Below are 25,643 nucleotides of genomic sequence, written 5' to 3'. Positions count from 1 at the left end.
ACCCTAGCGGCAGGCGAGGCCCTCCGCCAAGCCGTAACGTCAGGCGCCGACCGCTTGCCCGACGCTCGCGAACCCGTCGCGGGCCAGCAATGCATCGAGATCGGTCAGGATGCGCCCCGCCAGCCCCGGCCCCTCATAGACCAAGGCCGAATAGAGCTGCACCAGGCTGGCGCCTGCCCGGATGCGGGCATAGGCCTCCGCGCCGCTGTCGATGCCGCCCGCCGCGATCAGGGGCAGCGCTCCGCCGGTCGCCGTGCGGAAGTCCGCCAGCCGCGCGCGGGCGAGCGGAGCCAGCGGTCGGCCCGACAGGCCGCCGGTTTCGGCGGCGTTGGCGCTTTTCACATCGGGGCGGGTGATGGTGGTGTTGCCGATGATGATCGCGTCCAGCCGGTTGTCGATCGCGGCGCGGGCGATCTCGTCGATCTGGGCGGGGTCCAGATCGGGGGCGACCTTGAGGAACAGCGGCACATTGCCCGCCGCCGCGCGTGAGGCCGCCAGCAGCTCCGCCAGCGCGGCGCCATGTTGAAGATCGCGGAGGCCCGGCGTGTTCGGGCTGGAGATGTTGATCGTCACATAATCGGCGATCGGCGCGGCATGGGTCACGCCGTGGCGATAGTCGGCGATCCGGTCGGCGGCGTCCTTGTTCGCGCCGACATTGATGCCCAGCACGCCCTTGCGCTTCGCCGCTTTCGCCCGCGCCAGCCCGGCCTCCAGCCCGCCATTGTTGAAGCCATAGCGGTTGACCACCGCCTTGTCCTCGACCAGCCGGAACAGGCGCGGTTTGGGGTTGCCGGGTTGCGGCTTAGGGGTCAGCGTGCCGATCTCGACCATGCCGAAGCCCAGCCAGAAAAAGCCGTCGATCGCCTCGCCATTCTTGTCGACTCCTGCCGCCAGTCCCAGCGGATTGGCGAAATCGATCCCCGCCACTGTGGTCGCCAGACGCGGATAACGTGCCGGATCGACCCCCAGCGGCGCGCCCAGCGAACCCCAGCGCGACAGCATCGCGACCGTCAGACCATGGGCGCGCTCGGCATCGAGGGCGAAGAGGAACGGGTGATACAAGGCCATGTCGGCCCGGTTAGCGGATTGCCGGGGGAGGGGGAAGCGGGGCTCTATCTTCTCCCGCCTGCGGGAGGGGAGCGGCAAGATCAGCGGGTGGCCGCTATCTCCCGAAGGAACGCTATCACCCAACATGGGTTGGTGGGGACCCACAGGGAGAGCCCCGATGAAGACGCCCGTCGCATTCACCCCCCAGGTCGAAGATGTTAGCCCCAAGGAAGGCGACACCGTCGACCAGATGAACCACGCGTTCGAACATATCCTCGACACCACGTCGAAGGACTATGGCCACGGCGTCCGCGCCGTCCATGCCAAGGCGCATGGCATCGTCCGGGGTACGCTGAAGGTCCATGACAATCTGCCGCCCGAACTGGCGCAGGGGCTGTTCGCGCATGGCGGCGACTATGACGCGGTGGGGCGCATCTCGACCAATCCGGGCGACATATTGGACGATGCGATCGGTCTGCCGCGCGGCTTTGCCTTGAAGGTGATCGGGGTCGAAGGCGAGCGGCTGCCCGGCTCCGAGGGCGATGCGACGCAGGATTTCGTGATGGCCAATGCGCCCGCCTTCACCGCGCCGACGGCGGAGGCCTTTGCCAAGAACCTCAAGATGCTCGCCGCCACCACCGACAGGCTGGAGGGCGGCAAGAAGCTGTTGTCCGGCATCCTGCGCGGAATCGAGGCGACGCTGGAGACGGTCGGGATCGAGAGCGCGACGCTCCAGTCGCTGGGCGGGGCGAAGCAGGTGCATCCGCTGGGCGAGACCTATTACAGCCAGACGCCGTTTCGTTACGGCGACCATATCGCGAAGTTCGCGCTCGCCCCGGTCAGCCCGGCATTGACCCAACTGACCGGCGACACGGTCGACACCCATGATCGCCCCGATGCGCTGCGCGACGTGGTGCGCGAGGTGATGATCGAGCAGGGCGGTCAGTGGGAACTCCGCGTCCAGCTCAACCGCGATCTGGAATCCATGCCGATCGAGGATGCCAGCGCCGAATGGAGCGAGGCGGACAGCCCCTATGTCACCGTCGCGACCTTCACCGCCCCGCCACAGATCAGCTGGCGGGATGGCGAGACCAATGCGATCGACGACGCATTGTCCTACAGCATCTGGCACGGCCTTGCCGCGCACCAGCCGCTGGGCAATGTCAACCGGGCGCGCAAGGACACCTATCGTTTCTCGGCCGACTATCGCGGCCGGGTGAATGGCTGTCCGATGCACGAGCCGCGCGCAATGGCCGAGTTGCCGTGACGGTGAGGCACAGGCTAGGACAGGCGGCATGATCCGCCTGTTTCATGTCAGCGACGTGCATTTCGGTGCCGAGGACCCCGCCGCGCTCGCCTGGTTCGCCGAGCGGGTGGCGGCGGAGAAACCGCATGCGGTCATCATGACCGGCGATCTGACCATGCGTGCCACCAAGCGCGAGTTTCAGGCGGGCGGCGAATGGCTGCGATCGCTCGGCGTGCCGGTGACGGTCGAGGTCGGTAATCACGACATCCCCTATTATTGGGACCCGTTCCGGCGGCTGTTCGCTCCCTATCAGCGCTATGCCGCGGTCGAGCGGATGATCGAAAAGCCGCTCGACCTGCCCGGCGTGACGGTGGTGCCGCTAAAGACCACGGCGCGCGCCCAGTGGCGCTGGAACTGGTCGAAGGGGCGGGTCAGTTCGGGCTCGCTGCGCCGCGCACTGGCGCTGATCGAGGCGGCGCCCAAGGATCATCTGATCCTGGTCGCGGCGCATCACCCGCTGATCGAAGGGGGGACCAAGGGGACCGCCAAGACCCGCAACGGCGACGCTGCGCTGACCCAATTGGCGGCGGCGGGCGCGCATGCGGTGCTCAGCGGCCATGTCCATGACCCGTTCGACGTGCCGGTCGACCGCAATGGCTGGATCATCCGGATGATCGGTGCGGGCACGCTATCCAAGCGCACCCGCAAGACGCCGCCCGCCTTCAACGAAATCCGCATCGAGGGGCAGGGCTTCGAAACGCTGGTCCGCCGCTTCGGCGAAACCGCGCCGCATGTGATTACCGAGGATATGCGGACGGGGTGATCCGATCGGGTCGGGCGTGGCTCGGGCCCCGTCTCAACCCCGCATCACATGCGGACGCGCGGCGACCTGGTCGTACATCCGGCCCGGCTGATCGAGCCAGATCGGCGACAGCTTGGTCGAATCGACGCGCTCCAGCCCGACCGCATAGGCGCAGCGGGCCATGCCCCAGTCGGTATGCGCGGCGGCGGCCAGGATCGGCACGAACATCGGGCGGCCCGCCGCGTCGATCACATGGATCGCCTCACGCGGCAGCGCGGTGACGCCGCGCACGGTACGGCTCTCGCCGGGCGCCAGCGCGAAGGGCGGGACGATCGGGCGGCCCTGGGGCTGATGCGCCAGCTCGATCAGCTGCCCGTCGAGTCCGGCATGGGCGCTCAGCAGCCGCAGATCGACCGCGACCCGGCCGATCGGCGTCGCACCGCTATTATGCACCGTCACTTCGGCCTCGATCGTCGCCGAGAGCATGTTGAGCCCGACCCGCACCGGCCGCGCCTCGACGCGCAGGAAGCTGGGTTCGGGCGGCAGGGTTGGGGCGGCAGGCTGCGGCGGCGGGGCCGGGATACGGGCCGCCAAGTCGGGGACCGGCGCGGCGGGACGCGGGGGCTCCGCATCGTCGGCCGCCGTGCGGGGTGCAGGCGCGGGGAGCGCGGGGGCCTTGCGGGTGCGGCGACCCAGCCAGATACCGATCGCCAGGGCGGCCAGCCCGGTGCCGATCAGCATCGGCCAGAAAGGCAGGCCACGATCCGCCTCGGCCTGTTGCTCGGGGGCGGCGGTGCCTGGCGCGGCGATGGCCGGGGTCTGGTCGTTGGTGATGGTCACGCCGTCGACCCCGGACACGTCGCTGCTGACCGGTGCGGCGTCGCGGTCGGGCAGGCGGGTCGCGGGCGGCTCGGGCGAGGGTGCCGGTGCCGGGGTCTCGACCGGGGTCGGGCTGGGCGTCGGCGTCGGGGTGGCGCGCGGGGTCGGCCGGGGCGTCGGGGCGGCGCGGGGCGTCGGCGTGGCCGTCGGGGTCGCCTGGGGCGCGGCCTGGCTGGGCAGGACCAGGCGCGGCGTCGGCGGGGTCGGCACCGGGGTCGCGGTGGTCTGCGGCGTCGAGGATCGCGGGCTCAGGCTGAACCCGTCCAGTCCGCCGGTCGATGGACGCGCGGCGTCATTGTCCTGCGACGTGGTCTGAAAGGGGACGGCAGCGGCGGGCAGCGGGGCAAGCACCGGCACCAGCGTCAGGGCAAGAAGGCGCGCGGCGCGGCGCGGCCCGGACGATGTCATGAAATGCATTCCTCGTGGTAACTACAATCTTCAACCGCCGTCCGGGTCCCAGACCCGGCCGCACCAGCCGTGCCCGGTAGGCCCTGCGGATGCAACCCCATAGTGTAACGGGATATGCGGCCAATATGTGGCAGGCCGCGCGATCGCGGGAACTTTCGCCTGTCCGGCGCGTGGCGCGGTTTGACACAAAGGGGTCGCGCCCCTATATCGCGATCACTCACCACGATCTTCGGGAAATGACGCGCCTTCGCGCAGCGTGTCGGTCGAATGGAGGATCGTTGGTTCAACGGACGCCGGATGCCGCCGCAGAGACTTGCGCGCGGCCTTTCGGCGTCTGTCGTTGCGTCTGGCCCGGAGGCATCCGGGCAGTGATTTACGGCTGACGAGGCAGACAGACCCATGGCAACCAAGGCGATCGACAGCGGCTCCGCCCCGCGCAAGGGCGATGGCGGCACCGCCAAGCGGCGTATCCGCAAGGTGTTCGGCGACATCCACGAAGTGGTGCAGATGCCGAACCTGATCGAGGTTCAGCGCGAAAGCTACGAACAGTTCCTGCGCTCGGACAAGTCCACGGGCCATGTCTCGGGGCTGGAAAAGACGCTGCGCAGCGTCTTCCCGATCCAGGATTTTGCCGGCACCGCCTATCTCGACTTCGACGATTACGTCCTGGAAGACCCGAAGTTCGACGTCGAGGAATGTCGCCAGCGGGGCATCACCTATGCCGCGCCGATGCGCGTCACGCTGCGCCTGACCGCGTTCGAGGTCGATCCCGACACCGAAGCCAAGTCGGTCATCGATATCAAGGAGCAGGACGTCTACATGGGCGACATGCCCCTGATGACGGAGAACGGCACCTTCTTCATCAACGGCACCGAGCGCGTCATCGTCAGCCAGATGCACCGTTCGCCGGGCGTGCTGTTCGACCATGACCGCGGCAAGACTCACGCCTCGGGCAAGTATCTGTTCGCCGCGCGCGTGATTCCGTATCGCGGCTCGTGGCTGGACTTCGAGTTCGACGCCAAGGACATCGTCAACGTCCGTATCGACCGCAAGCGCAAGCTGCCGGTGACGGCGCTGCTCTATGCGCTGGGCATGAACTCGGAAGAGATCCTCAACTATTTCTACAACCGCCTGACCTTCGTTCGCGGCGACGGCGGCTGGAAGATCCCGTTCCAGGCCGAGAACTGGCGCGGCGCCAAGCCGATGTTCGACATCGTCGATGCGGACTCGGGCGAGGTCGTGTTCCCCGCCGGTCAGAAGATCAGCCCTCGCGCCGCCAACAAGGCGGCCAAGGACGGCCTCAGCCAGTTGCTGATCCCGACCGAGGAAATCTTTGGTCGCTACTCGGCCTATGACCTCATCAACGAGCAGACCGGCGAAATCTATGTCGAGGCCGGTGACGAGATCAGCGCCGAGAATCTGGAAGCGCTGGACAAGGCGGGCGTCGACACGATCGAACTGCTCGACATCGACCATGTCGCGACCGGTCCGTGGATTCGCAACACGCTGAAGGCCGACAAGGCCGAAGAGCGCGAGCAGGCGCTGTCCGACATCTACCGCGTGATGCGCCCCGGCGAGCCGCCGACGCTGGAAACCGCTGAAGCGCTGTTCGCAGGGCTCTTCTTCGATCCCGATCGCTACGACCTGTCGGCCGTGGGTCGCGTCAAGCTGAACATGCGTCTCGACCTCGACTGCCCGGATACGGTGACGACGCTGCGCACCGAGGATATCTTGGCGGTCGTCAAGACGCTGGTCGACCTGAAGGACGGCAAGGGCGACATCGACGACATCGACAATCTCGGCAATCGTCGTGTGCGTTCGGTGGGCGAGCTGCTGGAGAACCAGTATCGCGTCGGCCTGCTGCGCATGGAGCGTGCGGTCAAGGAGCGCATGTCGTCGGTCGACGTCTCGACGGTGATGCCGAACGACCTGATCAACGCCAAGCCCGCCGTGGCGGCTGTGCGCGAGTTCTTCGGTTCGTCGCAGCTGTCGCAGTTCATGGACCAGACCAACCCGCTCTCCGAAGTGACGCACAAGCGTCGCGTCTCGGCGCTCGGGCCGGGCGGTCTGACGCGTGAGCGTGCGGGCTTCGAAGTCCGCGACGTTCACCCGACCCACTATGGCCGCATCTGCCCGATCGAAACGCCGGAAGGCCCGAACATCGGTCTGATCAACTCGCTGTCGACCTTCGCTCGCGTCAACAAGTATGGCTTCATCGAGACGCCGTACCGCAAGGTGATCGACGGCAAGGTGACCGACGAGGTCGTGTACCTGTCGGCGATGGAAGAGCAGAAGCACACCGTCGCCCAGGCCTCGGCCGCGACGGATGAGGAAGGCCGCTTCGTCGAGGATCTGGTCTCGGCGCGTCAGGCGGGCGAATTCCTGATGGCGCTGCCCGATCAGATCACCCTGATGGACGTGTCGCCGAAGCAGCTCGTCTCGGTCGCCGCCTCGCTCATTCCGTTCCTGGAAAACGACGACGCCAACCGCGCGCTCATGGGCTCGAACATGCAGCGTCAGGCCGTGCCGCTGGTGAAGGCGGAAGCGCCCTTCGTCGGCACCGGCATGGAAGAGACGGTTGCGCGCGACTCGGGCGCGGCGATCGCGGCGAAGCGCGCCGGTATCGTCGACCAGGTCGATGCGGCGCGTATCGTGGTTCGCGCGACCGGAGAGGTCGATGCGGGCAAGTCGGGCGTCGACATCTACACGCTGATGAAGTTCCAGCGCTCGAACCAGTCGACCTGCATCAACCAGCGTCCGCTGGTGAAGGTGGGCGACGTTGTGAAGGCGGGCGACGTGATCGCCGATGGCCCCTCGACCGAGTTCGGCGAGCTGGCCCTGGGCCGCAACGCGCTCGTCGCGTTCATGCCCTGGAACGGCTACAATTATGAGGACTCGATCCTCATCTCCGAGCGGATCGTGAAGGACGACGTGTTCACGTCGATCCATATCGACGAGTTCGAAGTCATGGCGCGCGACACCAAGCTCGGGCCGGAAGACATCACCCGCGACATCCCGAACGTGGGTGAAGAGGCGCTGCGCAACCTCGACGAGGCGGGCATCGTCTATGTCGGGGCCGAGGTGGAGCCGGGCGATATCCTGGTCGGCAAGATCACGCCGAAGGGTGAATCGCCGATGACGCCGGAAGAGAAGCTCCTCCGCGCGATCTTCGGTGAAAAGGCCAGCGACGTGCGCGACACCTCGCTGCGTCTGCCGCCGGGTGTGGCAGGGACCATCGTCGACGTCCGCGTCTTCAATCGTCACGGCATCGACAAGGACGAGCGCGCGATGGCGATCGAGCGCGAGGAGATCGAGCGTCTGAAGAAGGACGCCGACGACGAGCGCACCATCCTCAACCGGGCGACCTGGAGCCGCCTGCGCGAGATGCTGCTCGACCAGACCGCCACCGCCGCGCCCAAGGGCGTGAAGAAGGGCATCGTCATCGATGCCGAGGTGCTGGAATCGGTCGATCGTCACGAATGGTGGAAGTTCGCCGTCGCCGACGACGCGCGCCAGAGCGATCTGGAAGCGGTCAAGGCGCAGTATGACGAAGCCGCCAAGCGGATCACGGACAAGTTCCATGACCGCCGCGACAAGCTGGAGCGTGGCGACGAGCTGCCGCCGGGCGTGCTGAAGATGGTCAAGGTCTTCGTCGCGGTGAAGCGCAAGCTGCAGCCGGGCGACAAGATGGCCGGCCGTCACGGCAACAAGGGCGTTATCAGCCGTATCCTGCCGCAGGAGGATATGCCCTTCCTCGCGGACGGTACGCCGGTCGATCTCGTGCTGAACCCGCTGGGCGTGCCGTCGCGCATGAACGTCGGTCAGATCTTCGAGACCCATCTGGGCTGGGCGGCGCGCAACCTGGGTATGCAGGTCGCGGCGCAGCTGGAGGATTGGCGCGAAGCCAATCCCGACGCCAAGCCGGGCGCGGTGCCGGAAGCGGTCAAGGCGCGGCTCGTGGAAATCTACGGCGATCACTATGCCGAAGACATCCAGAACCGTGACGACGAGGAAGTGGCCGAGCTGGTCCAGAACATCCGCACCGGCGTGCCGATGGGGACCCCGGTGTTCGATGGCGCGCGTGAGAGCGACGTGTCGGAGATGCTGGAACTGGCAGGCCTCCACACCTCGGGCCAGTCGGACCTGTTCGACGGGCGCACCGGCGATCAGTTCGACCGCAAGGTCACGGTCGGCATCATCTATATGCTGAAGCTGCACCACCTGGTCGACGACAAGATCCACGCGCGTTCGATCGGGCCGTACAGCCTCGTCACCCAGCAGCCGCTGGGCGGTAAGGCGCAGTTCGGTGGCCAGCGCTTCGGGGAAATGGAAGTGTGGGCGCTGCAGGCTTATGGCGCGGCGTACACGCTCCAGGAAATGCTGACGGTGAAGTCGGACGACGTGGTCGGCCGCACCAAGGTCTACGAAGCGATCGTCAAGGGCGACGACACTTTCGAGGCGGGCATCCCGGAGAGCTTCAACGTGCTGGTCAAGGAAATGCGCTCGCTGGGTCTCAACGTCGATCTCAAGTCGATGGAAGACGCCCAGGACGACGGTCTGGCCGAGGCGGCGGAGTAAGATACGGAGCCGGTGGGGCCACCCGCCTCACCGGCGCCTTTCTCACTCGCCCGATGAATTTTCCCTCCCTGTGAGGAAAGCAAGATGAACGAACTGACCAACTTCGCCAATCCGGTGGCCAAGCCGGAAACCTTCGACCAGATTCAGATCGGTATCGCGTCGCCCGACAAGATCCGTTCCTGGTCGTTCGGCGAGATCAAGAAGCCCGAGACGATCAACTATCGGACGTTCAAGCCCGAGCGTGACGGCCTGTTCTGCGCGCGCATCTTCGGTCCGATCAAGGATTACGAATGCTTGTGCGGCAAGTACAAGCGCATGAAGTACAAGGGCATCGTCTGCGAAAAGTGCGGTGTCGAAGTCACGGTGTCGAAGGTCCGCCGCGAGCGGATGGGCCATATCGAACTGGCCGCACCCGTTGCGCACATCTGGTTCCTGAAGTCGCTGCCGAGCCGCATCGGCCTGCTGCTCGACATGCAGCTCAAGCAGCTCGAGCGCGTGCTGTACTTCGAAGCCTATATCGTCATCGAGCCGGGCCTGACCCCGCTGGAGAAGTATCAGCTTCTCACCGAGGACGAGCTGCTCGACGCGCAGGATGAATATGGCGAGGACGCCTTCTCGGCCGGTATCGGTGCCGAAGCGGTCCGCATCATGCTCGAAAGCCTCGACCTCGAGGGCGAGCGCGTGCAGCTTCTGGAAGAGCTGGCGACGACCAAGTCGGAGCTGAAGCCCAAGAAGATCATCAAGCGCCTGAAGGTCGTCGAGAGCTTCATCGAATCGGGCAACCGTCCCGAGTGGATGATCCTGGAAGTGATCCCGGTCATCCCGCCCGAGCTGCGCCCGCTGGTGCCGCTGGACGGCGGTCGTTTCGCGACCTCGGACCTCAACGACCTGTATCGCCGCGTCATCAACCGCAACAACCGCCTGAAGCGTCTGATGGAGCTGCGTGCGCCGGACATCATCGTCCGCAACGAAAAGCGCATGTTGCAGGAAGCGGTCGACGCGCTGTTCGACAATGGCCGTCGTGGCCGCACGATCACGGGCGCCAACAAGCGTCCGCTGAAGTCGCTGTCCGACATGCTGAAGGGCAAGCAGGGCCGCTTCCGTCAGAACCTTCTGGGTAAGCGCGTCGACTATTCGGGCCGTTCGGTCATTGTGACCGGCCCCGAACTCAAGCTGCACCAGTGCGGCCTGCCCAAGAAGATGGCGCTCGAGCTGTTCAAGCCGTTCATCTATGCCCGTCTGGACGCCAAGGGTCTGTCGATGACCTTGAAGCAGGCCAAGAAGTGGGTCGAGAAGGAGCGCAAGGAAGTCTGGGACATCCTGGACGAGGTGATCCGCGAGCACCCGGTCATGCTGAACCGTGCGCCGACGCTTCACCGTCTGGGCATCCAGGCGTTCGAGCCGGTGCTGATCGAGGGCAAGGCGATCCAGCTTCACCCGCTGGTCTGCTCGGCGTTCAACGCCGACTTCGACGGCGACCAGATGGCCGTGCACGTCCCGCTGTCGCTCGAAGCGCAGCTGGAAGCGCGCGTCCTGATGATGTCGACCAACAACATCCTGTCGCCCGCCAACGGCAAGCCGATCATCGTGCCGTCGCAGGACATGGTGCTGGGCCTGTATTACCTCTCGCTCGAAAAGCAGAAGGAACCGGGCGAGGGCATGATGCTGGCGGACATGGAGGAGGTCCATCAGGCCCTCTTCGCCGGTGCCGTCACGCTGCACACTAAGATCATCAGCCGCGTTCCGCAGACCGATGAGCAGGGCAACCAGTATCTCAAGCGCTATGAGACCACCCCTGGTCGCATGCTGCTGGGCGAGTGCCTGCCGAAGAGCCACAAGGTGCCCTTCGACATCGTCAACCGCGTCCTGACCAAGAAGGACGTCGGCGAGGTGATCGACGAGGTGTATCGTCACACCGGCCAGAAGGAGACCGTGCTGTTCGCCGACGCGATCATGGCGCTGGGCTTCCGTCACGCGTTCCGTGCGGGCATCTCGTTCGGCAAGGACGACATGATCATCGCACCGGACAAGGATCGTCTGGTCGACGAGACGCGCGAGCAGGTGAAGGACTTCGAGCAGCAGTATCAGGACGGCCTGATCACGCAGCAGGAGAAGTACAACAAGGTGATCGACGCCTGGAGCCGTTGCGGCGACCAGGTCGCGAACTCGATGATGAACGAGATCAAGGCGGTCCGTCATTATGAGGACGGCCCGATGGAAGGCCGTGAGAAGCCGATCAACTCGATCTACATGATGGCCCACTCGGGCGCCCGTGGTAGCCCCGCCCAGATCAAGCAGCTGGCGGGTATGCGCGGCCTGATGGCCAAGCCGTCGGGCGAGATCATCGAGACGCCGATCATCTCGAACTTCAAGGAAGGTCTGACCGTTCTTGAATACTTCAACTCGACCCACGGCGCACGTAAGGGCCTGGCCGACACGGCACTGAAGACGGCGAACTCGGGTTACCTGACCCGCCGTCTGGTGGACGTCAGTCAGGACTGCGTCATCATCGAAGAGGATTGCGGCACGACCCGCGCCCTCGAGATGAAGGCGATCGTGCAGGGCGGTTCGACCATCGCCTCGCTTGGCGAGCGTATCCTGGGCCGCACCACGGCCGAGGACATCGTCAACGCCAAGACCGGCGAAGTCATCATCGCATCGGGCGTCCTGCTCGACGAGCCGATGGTCGCCCGAATCGAGGCGGCGAACACCCAGTCGGTCAAGATCCGCAGCCCGCTGGTCTGCGAATCGAAGGTCGGTGTCTGCGGCAAGTGCTATGGCCGTGACCTCGCCCGCGGTACGCCGGTGAACATCGGCGAAGCGGTCGGCGTCATCGCGGCGCAGTCGATCGGTGAGCCGGGTACGCAGCTGACCATGCGTACCTTCCACATCGGTGGCGCGGCGCAGCTGAACGAGCAGTCGAACCTGGAAGCGGCCGTGGACGGCACCGTCCAGTTCCGCGACCTGCGCCTGATCGTCGACCAGCGTGGTCGCCGCGTGGTGCTGAGCCGTTCGGGTGAGATCGCGATCGTCGACATGGACGGCCGCGAGCTCTCGGTGGATCGTATCCCTTACGGTGCGTACGTGCTGTTCGACGATGGCCACATCGTGTCGAAGGGCGACCGCATGGCCGAGTGGGACCCGTTCACCATGCCGGTGATCACGGAAAACCCCGGTACGGTGAAGTTCCAGGACCTCATCGAGGGCAAGACCCTGACCGAGCAGGTCGACGAAGCCACGGGTATCGCCCAGCGCGTCGTCACCGAGTACCGCGCCTCGACCAAGTCGAAGGAGGATCTGCGTCCGCGCATGACCCTGCTCGACGACAATTCGGGCGAGGCCGGTCGCTACATGCTGGCACCGGGTGCGACGCTCTCGGTCGAGGATGGTGCGCAGGTGCAGGGCGGTGACGTTCTGGCCCGTGTCGCGCGCGAGTCGGCCAAGACCCGCGACATCACCGGCGGTTTGCCGCGCGTCGCCGAGCTGTTCGAGGCGCGTGTTCCCAAGGACTCGGCGATCATCGCCAAGGTCTCGGGCCGTGTCGTGTTCGGCAAGGATTACAAGGCGAAGCGCAAGATCGGCATCCAGCCCGAGGATGGCGGCGAGGTCGTCGAGTATCTGGTGCCGAAGTCGAAGGTGATCGACGTTCAGGAAGGCGACTACGTCAAGCGTGGCGACAACCTGATCGGCGGCTCGCCCGATCCGCACGACATTCTGGAAACGATGGGCGTGGAGCCGCTGGCCGAATATCTGGTCAGCGAAATCCAGGAAGTCTATCGACTCCAGGGCGTGAAGATCAACGACAAGCACATCGAGACGATCGTTCGTCAGATGCTGCAGAAGGTCGAGATCACCGACGGCGGCGACACCACGTTGCTGAAGGGCGAGCAGGTCGATCGCGAGGAAATGGACGCGATCAACGACAAGCTCGACGCGAACCAGGTCCGTGCACAGGGCAAGCCCGTCCTGCTCGGCATCACCAAGGCGTCGCTGCAGACCCGCAGCTTCATCTCGGCGGCGTCGTTCCAGGAAACCACCCGCGTCCTCACCGAGGCGGCGGTCCAGGGCAAGCAGGACACGCTGATGGGCCTGAAGGAGAATGTCATCGTCGGCCGCCTGATCCCGGCGGGTACCGGTGCGGGCATGAACCGTCTGCGCGTGGCGGCCTCCAGCCGCGATGCGGCGCTCCGCGCCCAGCAGCGCAAGCTGGCCGAGGCGATCGTCGCGCCGGTCAGCGCGGCCGAGCAGCGGGCGGCGGAAAACGCGCGTTCGCCGCGTGAGGATGCGGGCACGGGCAGCGATCCGCTGGCCGAGGTCGCACCCTCGGGCCACGGCACGGACGCCGATGCCGGTGAGTATCTGAACGACTGATCCGGCTGACGGATTGGAATCAAAGGGCCGCCGTCCGGGCAACCGGGCGGCGGCTTTTTACGAGTGGCGCCTTGTCCTTTGAGGTAGACGTGGCGCCCTGCCTGCGGGCAGGAAAGTGTTGCGACGAAAACAACGGATTTGCGCCGAATGGAGGGGGTGAAGGCCCTTTTGACGGGAACCGAACCGCCCTCCCAACCATATACGAATATTGGAGAAGATCCCGGACATGCGCGGGTTATTGGCGCATCGATGGGACCCCGGAGACCTGAAATGACGTCCCCCGAGATTGACGAAGACTATTTCTACCAGCGTGCCGAAACCGAACTCGAACTGGCCCAGAAGGCGACCCACCCTGCCGCGGTTCGAGCGCATTACATCATCGCCAACCATTATCTTGATCGTGTCTACAGCCAGCCGGAAGGCGTCATGACGGTCGAGGCGGCGGCGGAGTAAAAGACCCCGTGACATAGGCATCGGGTATGTCCGTTTCGCGGTCCCGCTCCAGCATGGCGCAGTGCCGCGCGGCCGCCGGATCGGCCGGTCGCCCGATGCCGTAGAGCAGGGCCTCGCTATCGCAGCCCTTGAGCGCCGCCGCTTGTGCGGCATTTGGCCGTTCGGACGCCGCCGGTTCGCAATCGATTTAGGTCTGCGACGGCGCAGCGCAGCGGCGATAAGGGCATGGGGTTCGTACAAAAGATGCGAAGGCATTTTTGGCGGCGCGTCCGGAACGACACGGCTTTCCCGCAACTCCTTGGGCCGGGGCGTAATACTGGCCGAGCTGGGCGAATCGCCGTGCGCCGTGCCCACCGTTCGACGGTTAGCAGGGGTCGACAGGGCCGAGCCGGGCCCATAGGCGGCGGCGATGGATCGACCGCTCGCGCCTCAATCTCGCCCGTCTTCGGCGCGCATCACCAGCATGGCGCTGTTCGGTGTTACCTATATGCTGGCGATGCTGATCTTTTTCCGCGTGCCGATTGCCAGCGGGTTCGACCTGGGCTTTGGCGAGCGCGGCGATGCGTTGATCGAGATGACGATCCTCGAACATTGGCGCAACGTCTGGTCGGGGGTGTCGCCGTGGAATAGCGGCTTCTACTTCCATCCTTATGGCGGCACGCTGGGTTATAATGACGGCTATGTCCTCTATGGCATCGTCTATAGCCTGTGGCGGCTGGTCGCCGATCCGTTTCATGCCGACACGCTCAACATCCTGACGTTCAAGACGATCGGTTTCGTCGCCGCCTATGCGCTGGTCGCGTGGAGCCTCCGCTGGGGGCGGGGCGGGGCGCTGCTGGTGGCGCTGCTCTGGATGATCGCCAGCAACATCCATCTGCAGGCCGTCCACGCCCAGTTGCAGAGCGTCGCGCTGCTGCCGCTTGCAATGATCCTGGCGATCGGATGCGTCCGGGCCGAGCAAGCGGGGCGGCATGGCACGGCCCGGCTATATGCGGTGGCGCTCGCCGCCCTGATGGCGGCGTGGCTGATGACCTCCTATTACATGGCCTGGTTCACCATCTTCTCGGCCTGCCTGTTCCTGTTGTGCTGGGGCGTGATGACGGGGCAGGCCAGGCCGGTTGCCGCGCTAGGCCTGATGCGGCGGCATGCGGGAACGCTGGCGATCGGCGGGGGCGCTTTTGCCCTGCTGATCCTCCCCTTCCTCATCGTCTATCTGCCCAAGATGGGGGAGACGGGGGGCGAGGCGGTGGACGACATGCTGGGCTATCTCGTCACGCCGGTCATCGACATGGTCAATGTCGGGCCGGGCAATTACCTTTGGGGTTGGCTGTTCATGCCGCTCTATGCGCTGGTCCATGCCATGCTGCCCGACGATCCGGCGCTGCCGCACCGCGTGCTGGGCGGCGAGCATGAGGCGGGGTTTCCGCTGTTGATGGTCGGGCTGTTGCTGGTCGCGGCCTGGCAGATCGTCGTGCGGCGGCGGGTGGTGGGCGGAGGCCGCGCGCCCGTGACACTCCGTGCCTTCACGCTCGCGATGATGATCGCCTGGGTACTGACGCTGCAATTCTGGCGGGCCTCGCCCTGGCTGCTGGTGTTCGAACTGGTGCCGGGGGCCAAGGGGTTGCGGACGGTGTCACGCTATCAGCTCTGGCTGACCCTGCCGTTTCTGCTGGTCATCGTCGCAGGCTGGCGGGCGCAGGCGGCGCGGCTGATCGACAAGCGCCCCGCCTGGCTCGCGGCGATCGTCGCGCTGCTGGTCGTCGAGAATCTGAGCGCCGAGACCCCTGCGCAACTCAGCGGCGCGGAGCAGCGTGCCGCGCTGTCGGCTATTCCCCCGCCGCCTGCCGGATGCCGGGTCTTCTACGTCACGGCGGCGCGGGTGACGGAGCCGCTCTATATCAGCGCGGAACTGCACAAACTCTATCCGCACAATGTCGACGCCATGTTCCTGGCCGAGCGGTGGCGGGTGCCGACGATCAACGGCTTTTCGACCTTCAACCCGCCCGACTGGAATTTCGGCGATCCGCTGGCCGTCGACTATGACGCGCGGGTGCGGGCCTATGCCCGGCGGCATGGGCTTCAGCGTGTCTGTCGGCTCGACATGCGGCAGCCGCAACCCTGGGCGCGGCTTTAAGGCGCGCCCAGCATCGGCCTATCGCAGCAAAGGGGCCGGATCGACGAGCGTTACGTCGCGCATCTGGTGCAGATAGGCTTCGTAATAGGGTTTGTGCGACGCACCGACGATGGCGATCATCCGCGTGCCGGGCGCGCGGCCCAGGACCTCGCGAATGTTCGCCACCATCCGCAGGTTGCGGGTTTCCCAATAGGCGACATAGCGCCGTCCATAAGCCTGTTGCGATGGTTCGGTCAGCGCCGCCCCCCAATCCGATCGGTATGCCAGGTTGGCAGCGGCTGGTGCGTTGAGGGCGCGATATAGATCGAGGAGACCGTCGGGTTTCCCGATCCCCGCGTAAAGCTGTTTGGCCTCGGCCTGGCGCGCCTTGGTCGCGGGATTGTCCCATGCCCGCACCAACGCTTCGCCATAGGCTTTGTCATCGATGGTCGCGCCCACGAATGACTGGTCGTCGACACTCCAGACCCGCTCCAGCCCCGATCGGGCCGCCAGTTGCGCGGCGACCAGGTTTGACTCGTTCTTGCCGTTCAATCGCTTTTGCAGGTCGCTCACCAGGGCCGGGGTCAGTCCGTCCCCCGCCCGTCGTTCGTCTGGGGACAGTCGGAACCATTGGACCATGGCGGATGCCGGTTCCCCCGCCGCGAGGAAGATAAGTGCAAGATGCCGCCGCTGCGCAGGCGAGGGGGCTGTCGGCCAGGCGGCGAGCAGCTTTTCGGCTTCGGCATTGGCGGCAGGAACGTCGAGTCCGGCGGCCAAGCCCGCAGCGCTGGGGTCATAGCAATAGCTCTGGACCGCTTCGGCCTGCCGCTCGCGCTGGTGCCGCATGGCATCGCATTGCAGCCCGGCGATGTTCTCGCTGGCGACCGCCGTCGGTTTCCATCGGACCAGGCGTTGGAGGAGCGGTTCGACCATGTCGGGTCGGAAGCTGGACGGCAGGGTCGATAGATGGGGAGAGCCGACCACCAATAGTTCGTTGGGACGTCCGACCGGACGGTCGGTCAAGGCATCGGGCCGAAAGGACGGACGATAGCTTTGGGCATCCGCAATGCCTGCCAGACCGGCCGCTACTGCTATCACTTTGAATGCGAACCGCTTCACCCCGTCTACCCCCTCATACGCCAAAGCTGTATTGGTGGTATAATATAGTATGTCAGAAGGCCGTCAATGACGGCATTGGGCCAATGATCCCTGATGACCCCGCCCCAAAAGAAAAGGGCGACCCCCGAAGGGGCCGCCCTAAACTTTAGCTCGCCAAGCGAACGGGTGCGGAGGTTGCCCCCCGCAGTCCGATTACTTGAGCTCGACGGTCGCGCCGGCTTCTTCGAGCTGCTTCTTGATCTTCTCGGCCTCGTCCTTGGCAATGCCTTCCTTGACGGGCTTCGGAGCGCCTTCGACCAGCGCCTTGGCTTCGGTCAGGCCCAGGCCGGTGATCGCACGGACTTCCTTGATGACGTTGATCTTCTTGCCACCGTCGCCGGTGAGGATCACGTCGAATTCGGTCTTCTCTTCAGCGGCCGGAGCAGCAGCGCCGCCAGCGGCAGGCGCCGCAGCAACAGCAGCGGCGGCCGAGACGCCCCACTTCTCTTCGAGCATCTTCGAGAGCTCAGCGGCCTCGAGGACGGTCAGCTCGCTCAGCTGGTCAACCAGCGCGTTCAGGTCTGCCATGTTCTTATCTCCAATACGGGCCGGATGAAGTGGCCCGAGTGTGTCAGTTCAAATCGTGTACGCCCGAAGATCAGGCGGCTTCCTTGTCCTTGTCGGCATAAGCCGCGAGGACGCGAGCGATCTGCGCCGCGGGAGCCTGGGTGATGGTGGCCAGCTTCGTCGCCGGAGCGACGATAAGACCAACCAGCTTCGCCCGGAGCTCGTCCAGCGAGGGCAGAGTCGCCAGCGCCTGCACGCCTGCGACATCAAGGACGTTCGCACCCATCGATCCGCCGACGATCTCGAACTTGTCGGTCGTCTTGGCGAAGTCCACGGCCACCTTGGCGGCGGCCACGGGATCGATCGAGCTGGCAATGCCGACGGGACCCGTCAGCATGTCAGCGACACCGGCATAGTCGGTGCCCTGGGCTGCGATCTTGGCAAGCCGGTTCTTCGAGACCTTGTAGGTCGCGCCGGCTTCCCGCATCTTCGTGCGCAGGGCCGTCGACTGGGCGACGGTCATGCCGTGGTTGCGGGTGATGACCACCACGCCAACCTCGTTGAAGTTGCGGTTCAGTTCGGCGACGGCCTGGGTCTTTTGATCGCGATCCATGCCATTCTCCATGGTTGGAACGACCGCGAACGGTCATCCCGGTTGCTTGACCGGGGGGTGTGACCACCCCTCGGGGTGTCCAGCGATGGGGAATGGGCAACCGACGCGTAAGAAACGCGGGGCAGACCGGGCGGGACCAGCAAGTGGCACGACCGGCAAAATCCTTTTCCCCGTCTCGGCAGGAGATTAAGCCAGGGCATATTCCCCGGCACCTGCTGTCTTGGACGGAATCCGAACGGGCAAGCCCATCCGGATGCGGGGGTGCGGTTAGGCGGAATGGCAAAAGGAGTCAAGTGCGCTGCAAGAATGACGTGATTGTCATCCAAAGGTTATTTCCCTGTCATCGGGATGACGCCGAAATGAAGCCTGTATGTCTTGGTGGGGCGGCAAAGGGCGAGGCCGTGACCGCGCCCCTTGCCCGCGCGGTGCCGGGGGAATTTCCATGTCGGATATCAATGACCTGGTCGCCTATGACGATGGCGACATCGATACCAACCGCTCCGCCAATACGCATATGAGCGCGTTGATCGCCACCCGCCTGTCGCGCCGCCAGACGCTGCGCCACGGTGTGTCGGCGATGACCACCGCGCTGTTCGGTGGCGCCCTGCTGGCGGGGTGTGATGACGAGAATCCGCAGGCCGTCACCGCCACGGCGGCGGGCAGCACCGCCAGCGTCGCGGCGGGCCGCCCCGTCACCTTGACCGGCACGGTTGCCAGCGGCCAGGTCGCCAATGTGAACTGGAGCCAGACGGCGGGGCCGTCGGTCACGCTGACGGGCGCCAACCAGCTGGTCGCCTCGTTCCGCGCGCCTGCGGTCGCCACCGCGACCCAGCTCGGCTTCAACCTGGAGATCACCAGCCGCGACGGCCTGGTCACCAACAACAGCGTGACCGTCATCGTCACGCCGATCACGCTCGACTTTACTGCCGTGCCGCATAGCCTGGCGGACGTGGTGACGGTGCCTGCGGGCTATAGCGTCAGCGTGCTCTATCGGCTGGGCGATCCGATCGCCTCGGGCGTCGCGGCCTATGCGAATAACGGCACCGACACCAATTTCGCCCAGCGTGCGGGCGACCATCATGACGGCATGAGCTATTTCGGCCTCGCCGCGTCGGGCACCAGCCCGGACCCAACGAACAGCACGCGCGGCCTGCTGGTCCTCAATCACGAGAATATCAGCGAGCAATATCTGCATGTGAACGGCCAGACGCCCGCCCCGCGCCCCGAAAGCGAGGCGATCAAAGAGATCGAATGCCACGGCGTCTCGGTGGTCGAGGTGAACCGCACCAATGGCACCTGGAGCTATGTCCAGTCCTCGGCACTGAACCGTCGCATCACGCCGAACACGCCGATGGCGTTCAGCGGCCCGGTCAAGGGCAGCGCCTGGCTGAAGACCGCCTATTCGACCGATGGCACGGGCGGGCGCGGCACGATCAACAACTGCGCCAACGGCACGATGGCGTGGAACACCTATCTGACCAACGAAGAGAATTGGGCGGGCTATTTCCGTCGCAGCTCGGGCGACGCGGCGGTGCGGACCGCGACGACGCCCAAGCAGAATGCCTCGCTGTCGCGCTATGGCATCGGTGAGGGGCGTTCGGGCAATTATGGCTGGACCACGGTGACACCGTCCGACGCGTCGAGCACCGTCTTCCGCCGCTGGAACGCGACCGCCACCGCCGCGCTGGCGGCCGACGGCACGGCGGACTTTCGCAACGAACCGTTCCAGTTCGGCTGGGTGGTCGAGATCGATCCGTTCAACCCGTCGTCGACCCCGCGCAAGCGCACCGCGCTGGGCCGCATGAACCATGAAGGCTGCCAAAGCGGCCGGATGATCGCCGGGGTCCGCCCCGCCTTCTATATGGGCGACGATGCGCAGAACGAATATATCTACAAATTCGTATCGGCGACGCCGTGGAACGCGTCGGACGCCAGCGCCTCCGACCGTCTGGCGGTGGGCGACAAATATCTCGACACCGGCACGCTCTATGTCGCCAGGTTCAATGCGGACGGCACCGGCCAGTGGCTGCCTTTGGTGTTCGGTCAGAACGGGCTGACCGCGTCGAACAGCCTCTATCCCTTTGCCGACCAGGCCGATGTGCTCATCAACACCCGTCTGGCGGGCGATGCGCTGGGCGCGACCAAGATGGATCGGCCGGAATGGACCGCAGTCAATCCGGCGACCGGCGAGATGTATTGCACGCTGACCAACAACAGCTCGCGCAAGCCGGTCGCGTCGGGCAGCCAGACCGGGGTCGATGCCGCCAATCCGCGCGCCTATGTCGATCCGCCCTCGACCTCGGTCGGCAACCGCAACGGCCATATCATCCGTATCCGCGAGACGGGTGACACGACCGAGGCGACCAGCTTCACCTGGGACGTGTATGCCTTCGGTGCGGGCGCGGACCTCGATCCGACCAATATCAACCTGTCGGGGCTGGACGCGACCAACGACTTCTCGTCGCCTGACGGCCTGTGGTTCAGCCTGCCGAGCAATGTCGCCGGGCAAGCGACGCCCGTGATGTGGATTCAGACCGATGACGGCGCGTTCACCGACGTCACCAACTGCATGATGCTGGCCGCGATCCCCGGCCGGGTCGGCGATGGCGGCACGCGGTCGGTGACGAGCAGCGCAGGGAGCGCGTCGGCCACCGTCACCACCCGCATCGGCAAGGCGCCGGGCGTCACGCTGAAGCGCTTCCTGGTCGGGCCGAAACAGTGCGAGATCACCGGCATCCACTCGACGCCGGACGGCACCTCGGTCTTCGTCAACATCCAGCATCCGGGCGAGGGGGCTTCCAACCCATCGGCCCCGACCAGCAACTGGCCCGACAGCCAGAGCGGCAGTGCGGCGGCGACGGTACGTCCGCGCTCGGCCACCATCGTCATCACCAAGAATGACGGCGGTGTCGTCGCGATCTGATCCACTGGTCGCATCATGAGCCCGGAGGGGGCGGGAAGTGATTGCCTTCCCGCCCCCTTTGGCGTTCAAGGGCCGCCGACAAGGAGGGGCGGCATGACGACGACACGGCGCGAAGTGATGGTGGGCGCGATCGCGACCACGGGGCTGGCCGTCATGGGCGAGCCGCTCTTCGCGCGGGGGCCGGGGGACCGGCTGATCGCGGGCACCTATGCCAATGAGGGCGGCAAGGGGCTGTACCCGATCGTCGACGGGCGCGTGGAGCCGCCGGTGACGGGGATCGTCAACGCCTCCTATGGTGTCGGCGGCGGGCCGAACGGCACCTTCTATCTGTTGCGCGAACAGGCCGAGGGGCGGGTTACCGGCTATGGTCCCGACTGGAGGGCGCGGGGCGGGGCCTCGACCGGCGGCGCGGACCCGTGCCATGTCGCGATCGACCGCGCCTCGGCCTGTCTGGCGGTGGCCAATTATTCCAGCGGTTCGGTCGCCTTCTACCGGCTGGATCGGCGGACGGGTGCGCCGGGCGAACCGCAGCTCTTCCAGCATCGCGGGACCGGCCCCAATGCCGAGCGTCAGGCCGGGCCGCACGCGCATTGGGTGGGGTTCAGCCCCGACCGGCGCTGGCTGCATTCGGTCGATCTGGGGGCGGACGCGATCTTTGCCTATCGCTTCGATCCGGTGGCGCGGACGCTCTCCGACCAGCGGATCGCGTGGCAGGCCCCGGCGGGTGTGGGTCCGCGTCACATGGTGCATCATCCCAGGCTCGCGCGCGCCTATCTTGCCTGCGAGTTGGAGCCGCGTCTGTTCGTGCTCGATGCACTGCCCGACGGACGCTTCCGCACGGCGGGCGAGCGGGCGCTGTTGCCGGAGGGGACGAAGGGCCCGTCCTATGCCGCGCATATCGCGATCGATCGGGCGGGGCGGACGCTCTATGTCTCCAATCGCGGGGCGAACAGAATCTCGGTCTTCGCGCTCGATGCGCGCGGCGAGCCCAGCCTGCGCGCCGTGGTGCCGAGCGGCAGGGATTGGCCGCGCTTCTTCCTGCTGCGTGAGGCGAGGGGCGAGATGCTCGTCGCCAATGAGCGATCGGGGACGATCACGACGTTCCGTATCGGCAAGGATGGCGGCCTGGCTGCGGCCGGGCAGAGCATTGCCATTCCCGGCGTGGTGTTCCTGGCAGAGGCCTGACCGCCCATCCGTGAAGCGCAGGTTATGAGGTGCCAAGGCTTTGCCCATGGCGGATTTGGGCCGGATTAGGTTAGAGGCGCTCTTCCCTTTTCCTGGTCTGAACGCCCATGTCCTTCTTCCAGCCCCTGCTTGCCGGAGCCACGCTGTCCGGCCGTGTTCTTGCCTGTGTCGGCGCAGTGATCGGGATCGCGCTGACCATCATCGTGTGTGGCGGGTTGCCCCCGCTCGGTCCCGATCTGCCGATCATCGTCGCGCCGCTGGGCGCCTCGGCGGTACTGGTCTTCGCGGTTCCCGCCAGTCCGCTGGCGCAGCCCTGGTCGGTGGTGGGCGGCAATGTCCTGTCGACCTTGGTCGGGGTGGCGATGTTCCAGGCGATCCCCTCGCTGCCGCTGGCGGCGGGCTGTGCGGTCGGGGGCGCGATCCTCGTCATGTCGCTGGCGCGCTGCCTGCATCCGCCGGGCGGGGCGGCGGCGCTGACCGCCGTGATCGGCAGCCAGGGGATTCACGCGGCGGGCTTCTCCTTCGCCTTCGCGCCGGTGGCGATCAACTCGATCGCTTTGGTGGCGCTGGGCATGTTCTTCCACCGCGCGACGGGACGCAGCTATCCGCACGAACCGGCGGTGGTGCCGCCCAGCACTGACCTGTCGCGCATCCGGGCCGCCGATATCGACGCGGCGCTGGAGGACATGCATGAAAGCTTCGACATCGCGCGCGAGGATCTGGACATGCTGCTCGCCCATGCCGAGCGCCATGCGCGCGCCCGTGCGGTGCCGACCCGGCGCTTCCGCTTTCCCCGGCGCGGATAACGGCCAGCAAAAAGGCCCGCCCCTTTGGCAAGGGACGGGCCTTTCGCTTCAGCCGGTCATGCCGATCAGCGATATTTGCCGCTGAACGAGATGCCGATGATGCGCGGCTCGTTGAACACGGCCGCCATATAGTTTTCGATCACGCCCTTCAGATTCTTCTGGTTCGTGATGTTGCGGGCGAAGACCGACAGGCTCCATTCGTCGTTCGGCGCGGCATAGCCGACGCTCAGGCCGCCCTCGAAATTGCCGTTCGAGGTGAACTCCTTGGTCCGGTACAGGACGAAGTTCGTATAGCCCTGGAGATTCCAGTCGGTCGAAATGAACGCCTTGCCCTGATTGGCCAGCGGGATGTCGTACTTGGCCGCCAGGTTGACGTTATATTCCGGCGCGTTGGGCAGCGGATTGCCGTTGATCGGCACGAAAAAGGCATTGCTGCCAAAGATCGTGCGCGTCGTCACCGGGCCGTTCAGCACGGTGCAGACCATCACCCCGTTCAGGCCGCAGGTCTGGACGCTGACGTTGCGATCACGGATTTCCGAATGCAGCAGGCTGACGCCCGCCGACAGGGCCAGGTTGCGCACCGGCAGCCACTGCGCATCGGCTTCCAGGCCGTAAGCGACCGCCTTGGCCGCGTTGAGCAGCACGCCGTTGCCGAACGAGTCGTTGCCGTTCAGCTGGATATTCTTCACCCGATAGGCGAAGGCGGCGGCGTTCAGGCGCAGCGTGTTGTCGAACAGCTTCGACTTCACGCCGGTCTCGAACGACAGGTTGGTTTCCGAGCCCGCCGTCGAGAAGTCGGCGTTGAACACGGCCGAGCGACCCTGGATGGTCGGCCCGCGGAAACCCTGCGCCGCCCGGACATAGACGTTGACGTTCGGATTGACTGTATACAGCGCCGACAGGTCCCAGCTCGGCTGGGTATCCGACAGGCGCACGTCGCGGCGACCACGATAGGTCGAGACACCGGCGGCGCTGTCGGCGGTGCGCAGCAGCTGGGTCCGCTTGGTATCCTCGCTGATCCGGCCGCCGCCGGTCAGGGTCAGGCGATCGGTCAGCTGATAGCTGACCTGCCCGAACACGCCCCAGCTGGTGTTGACGTCGTGCAGGCGCACCCAGTTGTTCGGGTTCGCTCCGATCAGGAAGGCGCGCTGATAGAAGTCGGTGATGTCGCGGCTGTCGAAATAGATGCCGCCGAACTGCCACTTGAACGGGCCGCTGCCGGTCGAGGCGAGGCGGACTTCCTGCGTCCACTGGTCGAGGCCCTGGATCTGCCCCATGCTGAGGCCATAGCCATTGGGCTGGCCCCGGACCGGGAAGTTGGTCGCGGCCCCACCATCGGTATCGCCCTTGCTGTACCCGGCGGTCGTCTCATAGGCGGTGATCGAGGTCAGCTCGGCAGGCCCCAGGTCCCAGGCGGCGCGCAGCGAGGTGCCTTGCGTGTTGTAGGACTGCGGATTGTCGCGCCCTTCGTCCAGGGCGATCCGGTCGCGCGGTTCGGCCGAGACGTCGTTCGAACCCTTCTTCAGCGCCCCGCGATGGAACAGCGTCGAGGTGCCGTCATACCAGCGGGCATGGCCCGACAGGTTGAACGACAGCGTATCGGTGGGCGTCAGGAGCAGCTGGAGGCGCACGTCGCGCTCGGTGAAGCCGCCCATGGCGTCCTTCTTCGGGGTCAGCGTGCCGTCGGCGCTCGGGCCCGAATAGGTGTTGTCGACCCAGTTGTCGCGGTGCTGCACCAGCGCCGACAGGCGGAAGGACAGTATATCGCGGATCAGCGGACCGCCGACACCGGCGTCCATGCTGATCGTGTTATAGCTGCCGATCGAGGCGGTCGCGCGGCTCTTGAAGTCCTGGCTGGGCTTGATCGTGTCGAACTTGATGATGCCCGCGGTCGTGTTGCGGCCGAACAGCGACCCTTGCGGCCCGCGCAGCACTTCGACCTGATCGACGTCGAACACCGGGTTCGACTTCAGGACGACATGCTCCAGCACGACATCGTCCTGGATGATCGAAACGGGCTGCGACGCACCGAGATAGAAGTCGATATTGCCCAGGCCACGAATGTAGAAGCGCGGGAAGATGCGGCCGGTCGTCGTTTCGATATAGAGGCTGGGGACGCGGCCCGACAGCGCCAGGATATCCTCGCCACCCTGCTGGAAGGTGCGCAGGTTCGACCCGCTGACCACGCCGACCGACACCGGCACGCGGTTCAGATTTTCGGAACGGCGCTCGGCGGTGACCACCACTTCGCCCAGACCCTGTTCGGGGCCGTTGTCCGCCGGGGTGACGGCGCTCTGATCGGCGGCGGTCTGTGCGATGGCCGGCGCGGCTGCCAGCGTTCCCCACGCAGCGCCCAGCAGCGCTGCGGTCTTGATAACCGATTTCATATAGTCCCCACGCTCCGGCGGGCGGTTCATGCCGCCCGACTGATTGAATTTTCCCGGTAGGGCGGGCGGTTAGAGCCGCATTATGGCGCTTGCGTGACAGAGGTGATGCGCCAAAACCACAGTGGGGTATGAAATCGCCGCTAAATTCGGGTCATCGTCGTGCAAGC

The 25,643-nt window shown here is 65.8% G+C and carries 15 protein-coding genes; 9 read left to right on the top strand and 6 right to left on the bottom strand.

The window, feature by feature from the left end; translation table 11 throughout:
• Positions 1 to 39: 39 nt before the first annotated feature.
• The gene (locus tag U1H82_RS07275) at positions 40 to 1,068 is read right to left on the bottom strand and encodes a quinone-dependent dihydroorotate dehydrogenase (protein ID WP_322964254.1); all 1,029 of its coding nucleotides are present in this window, start codon (positions 1,066 to 1,068) and stop codon (positions 40 to 42) included.
• 157 nt (positions 1,069 to 1,225) lie between these two features.
• On the opposite strand from U1H82_RS07275, the gene U1H82_RS07270 reads away from it, so the two are divergent.
• Together U1H82_RS07270 and U1H82_RS07265 are read left to right on the top strand one after the other, a co-directional pair.
• On the top strand, positions 1,226 to 2,314 hold the full coding sequence (locus U1H82_RS07270) for a catalase family protein (RefSeq protein WP_322964253.1): 1,089 nt from the start codon (positions 1,226 to 1,228) through the stop codon (positions 2,312 to 2,314).
• Between the two features lie 28 nt (positions 2,315 to 2,342).
• Positions 2,343 to 3,116, top strand: a complete 774-nt coding sequence (locus U1H82_RS07265) for a metallophosphoesterase family protein (RefSeq protein ID WP_322964252.1) — start codon at positions 2,343 to 2,345, stop codon at positions 3,114 to 3,116.
• A 33-nt stretch (positions 3,117 to 3,149) separates the two neighbouring features.
• On the opposite strand, the gene U1H82_RS07260 is transcribed toward U1H82_RS07265, so the two are convergent.
• Positions 3,150 to 4,382, bottom strand: a complete 1,233-nt coding sequence (locus U1H82_RS07260) for a hypothetical protein (protein WP_322964251.1) — start codon at positions 4,380 to 4,382, stop codon at positions 3,150 to 3,152.
• 399 nt (positions 4,383 to 4,781) lie between these two features.
• Between U1H82_RS07260 and rpoB the strand changes: the two genes are divergently transcribed.
• The 4 genes from rpoB (at position 4,782) to U1H82_RS07240 (ending at position 15,918) form a co-directional block, all read left to right on the top strand.
• Positions 4,782 to 8,960: a DNA-directed RNA polymerase subunit beta gene (gene rpoB / locus U1H82_RS07255; protein ID WP_322964250.1), complete on the top strand. Its 4,179-nt coding sequence runs from the start codon at positions 4,782 to 4,784 to the stop codon at positions 8,958 to 8,960.
• Positions 8,961 to 9,044: 84 nt separating this feature from the next.
• Positions 9,045 to 13,331, top strand: coding sequence for a DNA-directed RNA polymerase subunit beta' (gene rpoC, locus U1H82_RS07250; RefSeq protein WP_322964249.1), 4,287 nt, complete (start codon positions 9,045 to 9,047; stop codon positions 13,329 to 13,331).
• Between the two features lie 270 nt (positions 13,332 to 13,601).
• A complete protein-coding gene (locus U1H82_RS07245) occupies positions 13,602 to 13,784 on the top strand; it encodes a hypothetical protein (protein ID WP_322964247.1) in 183 nt (60 codons plus the stop codon).
• A 409-nt stretch (positions 13,785 to 14,193) separates the two neighbouring features.
• The gene (locus tag U1H82_RS07240) at positions 14,194 to 15,918 is read left to right on the top strand and encodes a hypothetical protein (RefSeq protein ID WP_322964246.1); all 1,725 of its coding nucleotides are present in this window, start codon (positions 14,194 to 14,196) and stop codon (positions 15,916 to 15,918) included.
• Between the two features lie 18 nt (positions 15,919 to 15,936).
• Here U1H82_RS07240 and U1H82_RS07235 read toward each other — a convergent pair whose 3' ends face one another.
• The 3 genes from U1H82_RS07235 to rplJ all read right to left on the bottom strand — a co-directional run bounded on the left by U1H82_RS07235 (position 15,937) and on the right by rplJ (position 18,175).
• Positions 15,937 to 17,016 carry a DUF5694 domain-containing protein gene (locus U1H82_RS07235; RefSeq protein ID WP_322964245.1) on the bottom strand — a complete coding sequence of 360 codons (1,080 nt, stop codon included), beginning with the start codon at positions 17,014 to 17,016 and terminating at the stop codon, positions 15,937 to 15,939.
• Between the two features lie 192 nt (positions 17,017 to 17,208).
• Positions 17,209 to 17,583: a 50S ribosomal protein L7/L12 gene (rplL, locus tag U1H82_RS07230; RefSeq protein WP_007403895.1), complete on the bottom strand. Its 375-nt coding sequence runs from the start codon at positions 17,581 to 17,583 to the stop codon at positions 17,209 to 17,211.
• Positions 17,584 to 17,653: 70 nt separating this feature from the next.
• The gene (gene rplJ, locus U1H82_RS07225) at positions 17,654 to 18,175 is read right to left on the bottom strand and encodes a 50S ribosomal protein L10 (RefSeq protein WP_322964244.1); all 522 of its coding nucleotides are present in this window, start codon (positions 18,173 to 18,175) and stop codon (positions 17,654 to 17,656) included.
• 442 nt (positions 18,176 to 18,617) lie between these two features.
• On the opposite strand from rplJ, the gene U1H82_RS07220 reads away from it, so the two are divergent.
• The 3 genes from U1H82_RS07220 (at position 18,618) to U1H82_RS07210 (ending at position 23,089) form a co-directional block, all read left to right on the top strand.
• Positions 18,618 to 21,098 carry a PhoX family protein gene (locus tag U1H82_RS07220; RefSeq protein ID WP_322964243.1) on the top strand — a complete coding sequence of 827 codons (2,481 nt, stop codon included), beginning with the start codon at positions 18,618 to 18,620 and terminating at the stop codon, positions 21,096 to 21,098.
• Between the two features lie 93 nt (positions 21,099 to 21,191).
• Complete coding sequence (locus U1H82_RS07215; protein WP_322964242.1) at positions 21,192 to 22,283, top strand: lactonase family protein; 1,092 nt, start codon at positions 21,192 to 21,194, stop codon at positions 22,281 to 22,283.
• Between the two features lie 107 nt (positions 22,284 to 22,390).
• A complete protein-coding gene (locus U1H82_RS07210; protein WP_322964241.1) occupies positions 22,391 to 23,089 on the top strand; it encodes an HPP family protein in 699 nt (232 codons plus the stop codon).
• Between the two features lie 65 nt (positions 23,090 to 23,154).
• Here the strand turns inward: U1H82_RS07210 and U1H82_RS07205 are convergent, their stop codons facing one another.
• Complete coding sequence (locus U1H82_RS07205) at positions 23,155 to 25,476, bottom strand: TonB-dependent receptor (RefSeq protein WP_322964240.1); 2,322 nt, start codon at positions 25,474 to 25,476, stop codon at positions 23,155 to 23,157.
• Positions 25,477 to 25,643: the final 167 nt, after the last annotated feature.

Origin of the sequence: Sphingomonas fuzhouensis, assembly GCF_034659795.1 — a bacterium.
Taxonomy (GTDB): Bacteria; Pseudomonadota; Alphaproteobacteria; order Sphingomonadales; family Sphingomonadaceae; genus Sphingomonas; species Sphingomonas fuzhouensis.
Note: the sequence above shows the minus strand (reverse complement) of the source record. Positions and strands in the feature narration are given on the sequence as shown.

Coding starts and splice junctions, on each gene's coding strand:
- U1H82_RS07275 (WP_322964254.1), bottom strand. CDS start 1,068: ATGGCCTTGTATCACCCGTTCCTCTTCGCCCTCGATGCCGAGCGCGCC.
- U1H82_RS07270 (WP_322964253.1), top strand. CDS start 1,226: ATGAAGACGCCCGTCGCATTCACCCCCCAGGTCGAAGATGTTAGCCCC.
- U1H82_RS07265 (WP_322964252.1), top strand. CDS start 2,343: ATGATCCGCCTGTTTCATGTCAGCGACGTGCATTTCGGTGCCGAGGAC.
- U1H82_RS07260 (WP_322964251.1), bottom strand. CDS start 4,382: ATGACATCGTCCGGGCCGCGCCGCGCCGCGCGCCTTCTTGCCCTGACG.
- rpoB (WP_322964250.1), top strand. CDS start 4,782: ATGGCAACCAAGGCGATCGACAGCGGCTCCGCCCCGCGCAAGGGCGAT.
- rpoC (WP_322964249.1), top strand. CDS start 9,045: ATGAACGAACTGACCAACTTCGCCAATCCGGTGGCCAAGCCGGAAACC.
- U1H82_RS07245 (WP_322964247.1), top strand. CDS start 13,602: ATGACGTCCCCCGAGATTGACGAAGACTATTTCTACCAGCGTGCCGAA.
- U1H82_RS07240 (WP_322964246.1), top strand. CDS start 14,194: ATGGATCGACCGCTCGCGCCTCAATCTCGCCCGTCTTCGGCGCGCATC.
- rplL (WP_007403895.1), bottom strand. CDS start 17,583: ATGGCAGACCTGAACGCGCTGGTTGACCAGCTGAGCGAGCTGACCGTC.
- rplJ (WP_322964244.1), bottom strand. CDS start 18,175: ATGGATCGCGATCAAAAGACCCAGGCCGTCGCCGAACTGAACCGCAAC.
- U1H82_RS07220 (WP_322964243.1), top strand. CDS start 18,618: ATGTCGGATATCAATGACCTGGTCGCCTATGACGATGGCGACATCGAT.
- U1H82_RS07215 (WP_322964242.1), top strand. CDS start 21,192: ATGACGACGACACGGCGCGAAGTGATGGTGGGCGCGATCGCGACCACG.
- U1H82_RS07210 (WP_322964241.1), top strand. CDS start 22,391: ATGTCCTTCTTCCAGCCCCTGCTTGCCGGAGCCACGCTGTCCGGCCGT.
- U1H82_RS07205 (WP_322964240.1), bottom strand. CDS start 25,476: ATGAAATCGGTTATCAAGACCGCAGCGCTGCTGGGCGCTGCGTGGGGA.